This is a genomic window from Paenibacillus sp. FSL M7-0134 (genome assembly GCF_038007865.1).
GTDB lineage: Bacteria > Bacillota > Bacilli > Paenibacillales > Paenibacillaceae > Paenibacillus > Paenibacillus polymyxa_B.
The window spans coordinates 2,671,041-2,681,319 of the sequence record NZ_JBBOXV010000001.1; the positions used below are offsets into that span (position 1 = coordinate 2,671,041).

General features: G+C 40.4%; 10 protein-coding genes. All 10 read left to right on the forward strand.

Annotated elements, in window-relative coordinates; all coding sequences use genetic code 11:
- Positions 1–4: 4 nt before the first annotated feature.
- The 10 genes from NSQ58_RS12115 to NSQ58_RS12160 all read left to right on the forward strand — a co-directional run bounded on the left by NSQ58_RS12115 (position 5) and on the right by NSQ58_RS12160 (position 10,058).
- Entirely contained in the window at positions 5–1,477 is a 1,473-nt protein-coding gene (locus tag NSQ58_RS12115) for an NUDIX domain-containing protein (RefSeq protein ID WP_341057508.1), read from the forward strand.
- A 20-nt stretch (positions 1,478–1,497) separates the two neighbouring features.
- Positions 1,498–2,232: a hypothetical protein gene (locus NSQ58_RS12120; RefSeq protein WP_341057509.1), complete on the forward strand. Its 735-nt coding sequence runs from the start codon at positions 1,498–1,500 to the stop codon at positions 2,230–2,232.
- An 881-nt stretch (positions 2,233–3,113) separates the two neighbouring features.
- Positions 3,114–3,791, forward strand: a complete 678-nt coding sequence (locus NSQ58_RS12125; protein ID WP_028540507.1) for an MBL fold metallo-hydrolase — start codon at positions 3,114–3,116, stop codon at positions 3,789–3,791.
- 496 nt (positions 3,792–4,287) lie between these two features.
- A complete protein-coding gene (gene loaP, locus NSQ58_RS12130) occupies positions 4,288–4,809 on the forward strand; it encodes an antiterminator LoaP (protein ID WP_023989394.1) in 522 nt (173 codons plus the stop codon).
- A gap of 141 nt (positions 4,810–4,950) precedes the next feature.
- Positions 4,951–5,703, forward strand: a complete 753-nt coding sequence (locus tag NSQ58_RS12135) for a 4'-phosphopantetheinyl transferase family protein (RefSeq protein ID WP_028540508.1) — start codon at positions 4,951–4,953, stop codon at positions 5,701–5,703.
- A gap of 49 nt (positions 5,704–5,752) precedes the next feature.
- Positions 5,753–5,992, forward strand: coding sequence for an acyl carrier protein (locus NSQ58_RS12140; protein WP_013310983.1), 240 nt, complete (start codon positions 5,753–5,755; stop codon positions 5,990–5,992).
- Positions 5,989–7,227 carry a beta-ketoacyl synthase N-terminal-like domain-containing protein gene (locus NSQ58_RS12145; RefSeq protein ID WP_028540509.1) on the forward strand — a complete coding sequence of 413 codons (1,239 nt, stop codon included), beginning with the start codon at positions 5,989–5,991 and terminating at the stop codon, positions 7,225–7,227. The genes NSQ58_RS12140 and NSQ58_RS12145 overlap by 4 nt, the downstream gene beginning before the upstream one ends.
- A 15-nt stretch (positions 7,228–7,242) precedes the next feature.
- Positions 7,243–8,505 carry a hydroxymethylglutaryl-CoA synthase family protein gene (locus tag NSQ58_RS12150; protein ID WP_023989391.1) on the forward strand — a complete coding sequence of 421 codons (1,263 nt, stop codon included), beginning with the start codon at positions 7,243–7,245 and terminating at the stop codon, positions 8,503–8,505.
- Positions 8,502–9,263, forward strand: a complete 762-nt coding sequence (locus tag NSQ58_RS12155) for an enoyl-CoA hydratase/isomerase (RefSeq protein WP_023989390.1) — start codon at positions 8,502–8,504, stop codon at positions 9,261–9,263. The genes NSQ58_RS12150 and NSQ58_RS12155 overlap by 4 nt, the downstream gene beginning before the upstream one ends.
- A 45-nt stretch (positions 9,264–9,308) precedes the next feature.
- Positions 9,309–10,058 (forward strand): polyketide synthase, encoded by a 750-nt coding sequence (locus NSQ58_RS12160; RefSeq protein ID WP_023989389.1) that lies wholly within the window; start codon positions 9,309–9,311, stop codon positions 10,056–10,058.
- The last annotated feature ends 221 nt before the right edge of the window (positions 10,059–10,279 follow it).

Consider the following 10,279-nt stretch of genomic DNA (forward strand, 5'->3'; position numbering starts at 1 on the left):
TTATATGTCAAGAATTCAACAAGCTATAAACTTTGTTATCCGCGAAGTGGAGGCGCCTGCCTTAGATCATCCTGAACTTGAAAAAGAGTTTAAAAACAAAGTTATACGTTCTAGAACTGTCGTTCGAAATATGAAACGAGTGGGCGATCTTAAAAGATATCTTCAACGTTTTGAAATTGTACAACCTTCAAGTTCACCAGGAACAGCGCTATACGAACGGTTTAAAAACCTTGGCTTGGAAACGTACGAAGATTTATATCCTCGTTTTTGTGAAGAATTTAAGGATGAACTAGATGATGTTACCGTTCTTAACGATTTCGTGATCGGGGCTGACTATACTTCATGGGATATATCCATACTTGCTCGTACTTATGATCCACAGTCAGGTATTTATCTTATTGGTAATAATGATAGATTACAGGCTATCTTCATAAAATCAACTTTCTCAGATGGAAAGTATCCGAATGAATGGATTGTAGAGAATGAAAAGATAAAATATTATTTCTATAGCTTAAGAGGCAATTTCGATCCAAATTACAAATATAATGCTTCAATAATTAACTCTGCTCAAAACAAGACACCAATATACTTGTTTACCAAAGATGGAACTGTTCTTAATTTGAATGGCTTATATGAGTTTGAATCACACCATTACAACTCTGAAGATGGTTCAAGATGGTTTATCCTGAATAAGTTAAATTCCTTAAATATGCAGAGTTCGGTAACTACAAAAGAATATTTACATGAAGTTGATAAGCAAGTTAAGAAAGCCAAAAGATCCACTGATCAGGATCGTAAAGCTAGGTTAAATAATGCTCCTAAAAAACCCGAAAGTGTACCTGTTATCACAACAGCATATAAAAGGAATCCGGATGTAATTGTTGAAGTTTTAAAGCGAGCTAATGGTATTTGTGAAATATGCTACCAACCTGCGCCATTTCTTAGAGCGAGCGATTTATCTCCATATTTAGAAGTACATCATGAAGTCCCGTTAGCAGACGGAGGAGACGATACAGTCGAGAATGCATTTGCTGTTTGCCCCAACTGTCACAGAGAAGAACACTTTGGTGTACAAGCAAAAATTGTTACTGCTGCTCTTATAGTAGATAGAGGAAAGATACTTATCGCTAAGCGAGGAAAAGGTATGAAACTTGAGGGGAAATGGGAGTTCCCTGGCGGAAAGCTTGAAGCTGGAGAAAGCTTTGAAGAGTGTTTAAAAAGAGAAATTTATGAGGAATTAGGAATGCATATTGATGTAATTCATCATTTTGATAACAGCATTTACAAGTACTCTGACGGTGTTATTAAATTAATTGCCTACTGGGCAAAATGGAGTGGTGGAGAAATTGTTGTAAATGAACATAGCGAGATTAAATGGATTGATTTTGCAGACTTAGGTTTGTATGATTTTTCACCTGCTGATATACCTTTTATAGGCTCCTTACGTAATTATAATAATTTTTTTACTACTGAATAGAAAAGAAAGTAGGGAAATTTGTGAACAATGAAGATTTTCGTGCATTAACAGATGGTTTATTAAGACGTTTAGAAGCTTTGGATTTTTATACTGAAGGTTTCCTTAAAGGGAAGTATATAGAAGCGGGAGAGAAAATAAATGATATTGAAAAAATAGTAAGCAGAGCGAAAGATTTAATACGAAGGCTAGAGGCAGCAACTCAAATGCTTACACAACATATAGAATCTGATGAGACCAAAAAAATATTACCTGAAGAGTATATTGTATCACATATTGATGAAACAGTTCTGAAAATGCAGAATTCAACTATAGAAATTAAAAGAAAAGTTGCAGAATTTAATGATTTTCTAAGAATTCAAGAGACTCTACCCGATTATAAAATTCATAATTATACTATTTATATTTATATTGTATCCATTTATGAAGTATATCTTCAAAGAGTTATAGGGAAAAAAGATAATTTAGAAAAACTTATTAAACATATGCCAAATAATATTGAATGGAATTCATGGAAAAAGTCTGCTAATGAAATTAGAAGCATTAGAAATGTTATTGTACACAATGAAGGTGTTAATGATAAGGAGTATATTAAGGATAAATGGACAATTGGTGAAGAGATAAAGCTAATCAGAAGAATCCATATGAATGATTTGAAAAAAAACATTAACAAATTTATAGAGTTATTTTCAGAACAAAAAGGTTATGAATATGACTTAAAGTACGCCCTGACGAGGATACGGTCTGTTTCCGAATAAACCTCAATTGCTGACCGCTCTTATAGCGATAAGTCGTGTAGGGGGCGGCGGAGCCGTTCCCTTTTTCTAATTATGTTATCAAAACATGTTTATTCATGGCAATTGGATTGCTTTCAATATGGAATTGCCAGCAGAAGTTGGAACGGAGTCCCCTAATCCGTGTATCATTTTTTTAATTTCGGAATAAATATCACGGTTCATAATAAACTGGCTTTTTCCCAGGATGCGTTGGAGGATAGAAATTAGATTAAGATACAATAAACGATAGTGGCATATAGGTAGGACAACACATACGGCAAAAGAGTAGATGGAAAAAAGAGCAGTAAGGAATTAATCCTTCTGCTCTTTTTATTGGGGACAAATTGGGGACAGACTGTAGTATTTTGTGTAGAATACAGTTCAAATGAGAACATATACGAACACATAAAAGCCTTGAGGATACTGGATTTTGGAACTGTATGCTACTATAGTATATTAAAAACTCATGTCTTAAAATCCTGCGGTAGGTGACTACCGTACCGGTTCGATCCCGGTCCTCGGCATTTTTGATTTATAACGGACACATCAAAGTTAAATGAACGTAAATAACGCGAGGTTCTGTGTACCTGCGGAATACTCCGTAACAGGTATGTAGGATCAACAAAAAAACGTCTCACCGTTAACATACGGAGAGGCGTTTTTTGTTTTGGAAAAATTAAGCGATCTTGTAACAGAGAGTTGGAGCCTTTCTATTGCATCAATTGTTATAATCATAGGACAATGAAATTAGGCCTTTATAATTAAATAGTAAGTATTTCTAAAAAATGAAGGGGCCCAAAACCTTAAATCAGAATGTTATTGTTTTTAATTAACCATTGGGAAGGTGGTTCGGTGAAGCTGATATGAATCTGACTTTTCATATGGAACAGTTAAGAGTCTGTTTTATGAATTTCATCAATTATGTATATTTTGTAATGGATGAGAAAACAAGAGACATAGCTATTGTTGACCCATCATGGGATTTATTAAAGGTAGAGTCCTATCTTCAACATTTGAATGGCGATCTCAAAGCGATACTATTAACTCACTCACATTGGGATCATATTAATTTGGTAAATCCACTCCTGGAAAAATATAACCCGCAGGTATTCATGTCAACAAACGAAATCGATTTTTATCATTTTAGATGTAGAAATTTACATTCAATTAAAGACAAGGATTCAATCCAGGTCGGTGAAACAGAAATCAAAAGTCTTTTGACTCCCGGACATACCGCGGGAAGTGTATGCTATCTTTTATCAGATCGCTTATTTACTGGGGATACAATATTCATTGAAGGTTGTGGCTTTTGTGACCCAAATGGAGGAAATCCAATAGAATTATATAATAGTGTTCAAAAAATAAAGCGAGAAATTGATGACTTTATTCAAATTTATCCTGCTCATTCATTTGGTAAAGCGCCTGGTTTTACACTCAATCACCTCATGGATGAAAATATTTATTTTCAATTTACGAGTAAGGAATCTTTTATTAAATTTAGAATGCGTCCGAACCAAAAGGGCCTGTTCGATTTCAAATGAGTCTGTATTGTGGCCCAGTTCTAATGGTGAGAGAAAATCTTGAATATAAAAAATAATACATAACGATCTATCATTTGTCTGTGCCCCAGATGCTCAAGTTAACTAGAGTAAAACACTCGGATCAGTTCTTTTATAAGCCGCCAGAAACGTTGAAGCTGTATTCGAAAGATAATAATGACTTCAAATTTAGCATTTTCAGAAAGGTTTGCGAATCCAATCATGAACTTGGCCGTTTCCAATCAACTGTGAATTGACAGGGTTTGAGTAGAGGATTATAATGGAAAAACATTATTCCAATTATATGATTATATGAAAAATAAAGGAACTTTTCTGTGGTTAATCGCTGGCGGGTCACGTTAACCATCAAAGAGGGATATATCGTGAGAGATTGTAGCTTATCAAGTAGGATAAGTGAAAGGGCGAAGCTATGTATATGGGTAGTAGTAGACATTATAGGAGATGATTTGGCAGTACGTTTTTATAGGAGATGAGTTAAGTGAGCTGGTACGTGTTTTTTGTGCGAACGGGTAGGGAAGAACAGGTCAAGCAGCTTATTAATGAGTGGTTGGATTCTGAAGTCTACAAACCCTTTATACCACTCCAAGAAAGACTCTTTAAAGTAGCAGGAATAGTAAAGAAAGAATGGGCTCCTTTGTTCCCAAGCTATGTATTTATTGAGTCGAATTTACCTGACTTGCAGTTCGTAACCAGTACAAATTCAATGATTTGCACTTCTAGTGATATCATTCGTTTATTGAGATACTCGAAGTTTGAAGCTTCAATGAGAGATTCGGAGAAACAAATGTTAGAAAGTCTATGCAATGATAGCTATTGTATAGAATCATCAACTGGAATTATTGAAGGAGACAATATATGTATCCTAGATGGCCCACTTAAAGGAAGGGGGAGTATAGTTAAGAAAATAGATAGACATAAACGACAAGCGGTCATTCAGTTAGAATTTATGGGTGATATCAGGTTAGTGAGAGTAGCTTTGGAAATTATAAGTAAGGTTTAAAGTGGAGAACTCGTGACGAGTTCATACTCCATGAGGAAGCTTTCAGAACCCTTAAGGGATTTGAAGGCCTTTTTTGATTTGGACTGCTAAGTTAGTAGTTTACTAGGGGGGATATGCGTAGCCTCGTATGCAGAACAACTAATGTTGAAGCGGGAAGATGCCGTGATGAAGGCGGCCGTCAGTTTTGTCCATGCAGATTATAACGCAGACGCTCCCCTTGATCGAGAAGTCTTTCATTCGGATGAGTGTAGTTACTTCGAGAGTTTGGTATTCCATCGGCGGAAATCCAACTTTGTGCTTGGCAGGCTAAGTGCCAAACAAGCAGTTTCGGTGCTGTTAAGCGAGCCAGACCTGCGCAACGTAAGTGTGGAGTCAGGTGTCTTCGGCCAGCCCATGCTTCGAATCAATGGTGTCCACAGCTATCAGGTGAGCATTGCCCACTGCGACTATATCGGAGCGGCTGTTGTTTTTCCCGAAGCACATCCCATGGGCATTGATATTGAGAGGATTGATTCTAAGCGAAATAAGACAATTGAAAGCCAACTGACGGCGGAAGAAAAAGGAAGAATCTCTGTCGTGCGGGGAGTAGGGGAGTACTCAGCTTTATTGACGGTTTTTTGGACAGTGAAGGAGGCCCTGTCGAAAATATTGCGAACAGGTTTTACAACATCGCTGCATGTACTTGAAATGAATGAGACCAGGTTTGTGGATGGATGCTTCCAAAGTACATTTTCACATTTTCCACAATATGCTGCCCAGTCTTACCAGTTAGGTGACTATATCTGCACGATTGTAGCACCGAGGAAGACGGAATGGAGTATGAATACTTCTCGGCTTTATGAAAAATTCAATGCAAGTTTTCATCGAAATCCGTTTGTAGATCATGTTTACTGAACACCAGGTTTGTTGAGTTTTAAATCATTTATTTTTTAGGAGGATACCCATGCATAAGGAAGAAGTATTCGATATCGTTAAACGTTGTATTCGTGAAGTGCTTCCCGAATTACAAGATCACACGTTCGAGTATGGAGATCGATTGGTGGATTTGGGTGCAGATTCAGTAGATCGGGCTGAAATTGTAAACAAGACGATGGAAACATTATCTCTTAATATTCCGCGCGTCGAATTGTCTGGCGTGAAAAATATAGGGGAATTGACAGATGCACTTTATGCGAAATTATGAAAAATTATGAAAAACCTGAGTTAGTCGTTACGGGGATTGGCGTGACTTCGGCGATTGGGCAGGGGAAGGCTGCTTTTGCCTCAGCGTTGTTCAAAGGGCAGCATGCATTTGGCGTCATGCAACGCCCGGGCAGAAGAGGCGAAGCTTCAATTATAGGTGCGGAGCTGCCACCCTTGTCTTATCCGAATGCATTATCCAAACGAATGTTACGTACAGCATCATTTTCGGGGCAGGTGGCCATGGTAACCCTTCAAGAAGCCTGGGATGATGCTCAATTGGATAACGTTGATCCTAGCCGTATTGGACTGGTGGTTGGAGGCTCCAATTTTCAGCAACGGGAGCTATTTCAGACTTATGAGGCCTATCGGGACAAAATGTGCTTTGTACCGCCGACCTATGGGGTTTCCTTTATGGATACTGATTTGTGCGGACTATGTACCGAACAGTTCGGTATTCAGGGGTTAGCTTATACCGTCGGTGGTGCATCCGCGAGTGGACAAGTCGCAATCATTCAAGCAATTGAGGCAATTCAAGCAGATCGTGTTGATGTTTGCATTGCAATGGGGGCATTGATGGATATTTCGTATATGGAATGCCAGGCATTGCGATCCTTGGGAGCGATGGGAAGCGACCGATATGCCGATGAACCTGCAATGGCGTGTCGACCATTTGATCAGTCGCGGGACGGGTTCATCTATGGGGAATCTTGCGGGGTTGTAGTCATAGAACGGGCCGATTCTGCCGTGAGGCTTCGGGAGAAACCTTATGCCAAACTTGCAGGATGGGATATGGGAATGGATCGAAACCGGAATCCCAATCCCTCCTACGAAGGCGAAGCCCGAGTGATTAGAAGAGCTTTGGAGAAAGCAAAGCTGCTACCGGAAGAGATTGATTATATTAATCCCCATGGGACAGGCTCGGTCGTTGGAGACGAGATAGAAATAAAGGCATTACAGGATTGTAAATTGTCACATGCCTATATCAATGCAACTAAATCCATTATCGGTCACGGCTTGAGCGCGGCAGGAACTGTTGAAATTATTGCTACTCTTTTACAAATGTCGGAGTCGAGACTTCACCCTACCCGTAATTTGGAGGAGCCTATCCAATTGGACTGCAATTGGGTGAAGAATGAGTCCGTACCAGCAATTATTCACAATACTATGAATCTGAGCATGGGCTTTGGTGGAATCAATACTGCCATTTGTATGCAAAAATGTGAGTCGCGTATTTGAGAGAGGGGGACGATTATGGTTGTCGTGGGAATTGAGGCAATGAACGTTTTTGGTGGCTCTGCCTATCTGGATGTTATGCAATTAGCCCAACACAGGCAATTGGATCCTGCAAGGTTCGAAAATTTATTAATGAAAGAAAAGGCGGTTGCCCTACCTTACGAAGATCCAGTTACCTTTGGAGTAAATGCGGCAAAACCGCTGGTGGACGCTCTTTCAGAAGCGGAAAAAAACCGAATCGAAATGCTTATCACCTGTACGGAATCAGGTATTGATTTTGGGAAATCAATCAGTACATATATTCACCACTATTTGGGGTTGAATCGGAATTGCAGATTATTCGAGCTCAAGCAAGCCTGCTATTCCGGTACTGCTGGACTCCAAATGGCGGTGAATTTTATTCTTTCTCAGGTCTCGCCAGGAGCAAAAGCGCTTGTAATTGCCAGTGATATTTCACGATTTATTGCTGCTGAAGGCGGGGATGTCTTGAGTGAGGATTGGTCTTATGCTGAGCCAAGTGGAGGCGCAGGGGCCGTGGCAATGCTCATTAGTGAAAATCCTCATGTTTTTCAAATCGATGCAGGCGCTAATGGATATTACGGCTATGAGGTGATGGATACTTGCCGGCCGATTCCAGATAGCGAGGCTGGGGATGCAGATTTGTCTTTAATGTCCTATCTGGACTGTTGCGAGCAAGCGTTTTTGGAATACCAAAAACGGGTGCAAGGAGTGGATTATAAAGATACCTTTCAGTATCTTGCCTTTCATACTCCTTTTGGCGGAATGGTAAAAGGAGCGCATCGCACGATGATGCGAAGGTTGACTAAATCCAAACCAAATGAGATTGAGGCAGATTATTTACAACGTGTTAAGCCCGGATTGGCGTATTGCCAACGAGTCGGTAATATTATGGGGGCGACTTTGTACCTCTCCTTGGCAGGTACGATTGATCAGGGTACATTCGATGCTCCAAAGCGAATCGGCTGTTTTTCCTACGGGTCAGGCTGCTGCTCTGAATTTTATAGCGGGGTTGTTATGCCGCAAAGCCAGGAACATCTGCGGCGTTTTGAAATTGAGCGTAATTTGAATGATCGCTATCAGTTAACTATGGATGAATATGAATCCCTGCTAAAAGGCAGTGGCGCTGTACGGTTTGGAACCCGCAACGCCAAGCTGGATTTTCAATTGATTCCGGGGGTGATAGCTTCCGGGAAAGGGAGACAGCGGTTGTATTTGGAAGAAATCTATGAATTCCACCGTAAATACAGGTGGGAATCATGAGTTATCAAACGATTCAGGTTCGGTTTCAAGAATCGATTTGTTATATTCGCTTTTACCGACCGGAGGCAAATAATACGATTAATAATACCCTCATCGAGGAGTGCTTGCATGTACTTGCACTGTGTGAGGAGTCAGTTACGATCGTAGTTTTGGAAGGTTTGCCGGAGGTGTTCTGTTTTGGCGCGGATTTTGAGGGAATGCGTGAAAAAGTGGAAAGTGGACAAGAACATGCAATGAGTCCAGAGCCTATGTATGATCTGTGGTTAAAATTAGCAACTGGGCCCTATATCACGATTTCTCATGTGCGAGGAAAAGCAAACGCTGGTGGCGTCGGATTTATTGCTGCCAGCGATATTGTGATAGCCGACGAGACGGCACAGTTCAGCTTGTCAGAATTGCTATTCGGACTTTTCCCTGCTTGCGTTCTACCATTTTTAGTCCGCAGGATTGGATTCCAAAAAGCGCATTATTTAACACTAATGACGCAGCTCGTTTCGGTTCAACAGGCCCATGTATGGGGGTTGGTTGATGCGTACGATGCTCAGAGTGAGATGGTGCTACGCAAGCATTTATTACGCCTCAGACGATTGAGCAAGCATGGGATTTTACGCTACAAGCGCTTTATGGATGAACTCAACGATTTGCGTCAGTGTAAACCACTAGCGTTGGCGTCCAATCAAGAGGTGTTTTCAGACGCTCAAAATCTTAAGGGCATTTTCCGATACGTTGAAACGGGGCAATTTCCGTGGATGGACTGATGGTCTACGCCACAAGATGGGGATGTAGGAGGGAAGAAGATCATAATGTCACAATCCGTGGTTGAATTACTTGAAATCGAACGAGGTATTATTCAAGTGAAAATGCAAGATAGAGTTCATAAAAATACATTTACGCTTGAAATGACCCATGGACTAAGACAAGCGTTCAAGACGATCCAAGAAGATTCAACCTGCAAAGTCGTAATTCTAACAGGATACGATAATTACTTTGCCACGGGTGGGACGCAAGAGGGACTGTTGGCTTTACATGAAGGAATCTCGAAGTTTACCGATGAAAATATTTACTCACTTGCATTGGGCTGTAAAGTTCCAGTGATAGCTGCTATGCAGGGACATGCGGTGGGCGGAGGCTTTGTAATGGGGCTATTTTCTGACTTTGTAGTCCTAAGCAGGGAAAGTGTGTACACGACTAATTTTATGAGATACGGATTCACACCGGGAATGGGTGCCACGTATATTATTCCTAAAAAACTAGGGTTCAGCTTGGGAGAAGAGTTATTGTTAAATGGGGGCAATTATCGAGGTGTTGAACTGGAAAAACGGGGAGTTCCATTTCCGACCCTGCCCCGCAAAGAAGTGATGGGCTATGTAATGGATCTTGCCCGGCAGCTAGCCGAGAAACCCAGATTTTCTTTAATCACGCTAAAGGATCATTTGGTTGCTCCACTCCGGGAACAGCTTCCCAAAATCGTAGAACAAGAGCTTATCATGCATGAGAAGACCTTTCATCAAGCGGAGGTTAAAGAACGAATTATCAACTTGTTTGGAAAATAACCAAATAGAGATTCGTTGAACGCCTTTGCGGTTGTTCATGCGAACCAGCAACGAGTGTGAAAGAGGCATATAGCCTTCCTCATCACTCGTTTTTTCTTTGATATATTTTAGCAGGCAACTCCTGGCAATGCTTCAAACGTGAATAATAGCTCAAAATGGACAGGGTGATAAGCCTTTAGCTCATGTTATATAAACTTTGTGTTTTGAGGAGTTGGTGGAGA

Bases quoted from the DNA above. Each gene is read 5' to 3' on its own strand.
- NSQ58_RS12115 (WP_341057508.1), top strand. From the start codon at position 5: ATGTCAAGAATTCAACAAGCTATAAACTTTGTTATCCGCGAAGTGGAG.
- NSQ58_RS12125 (WP_028540507.1), top strand. From the start codon at position 3,114: ATGAATCTGACTTTTCATATGGAACAGTTAAGAGTCTGTTTTATGAAT.
- NSQ58_RS12135 (WP_028540508.1), top strand. From the start codon at position 4,951: ATGTTGAAGCGGGAAGATGCCGTGATGAAGGCGGCCGTCAGTTTTGTC.
- NSQ58_RS12140 (WP_013310983.1), top strand. From the start codon at position 5,753: ATGCATAAGGAAGAAGTATTCGATATCGTTAAACGTTGTATTCGTGAA.
- NSQ58_RS12145 (WP_028540509.1), top strand. From the start codon at position 5,989: ATGAAAAATTATGAAAAACCTGAGTTAGTCGTTACGGGGATTGGCGTG.
- NSQ58_RS12150 (WP_023989391.1), top strand. From the start codon at position 7,243: ATGGTTGTCGTGGGAATTGAGGCAATGAACGTTTTTGGTGGCTCTGCC.
- NSQ58_RS12155 (WP_023989390.1), top strand. From the start codon at position 8,502: ATGAGTTATCAAACGATTCAGGTTCGGTTTCAAGAATCGATTTGTTAT.
- NSQ58_RS12160 (WP_023989389.1), top strand. From the start codon at position 9,309: ATGTCACAATCCGTGGTTGAATTACTTGAAATCGAACGAGGTATTATT.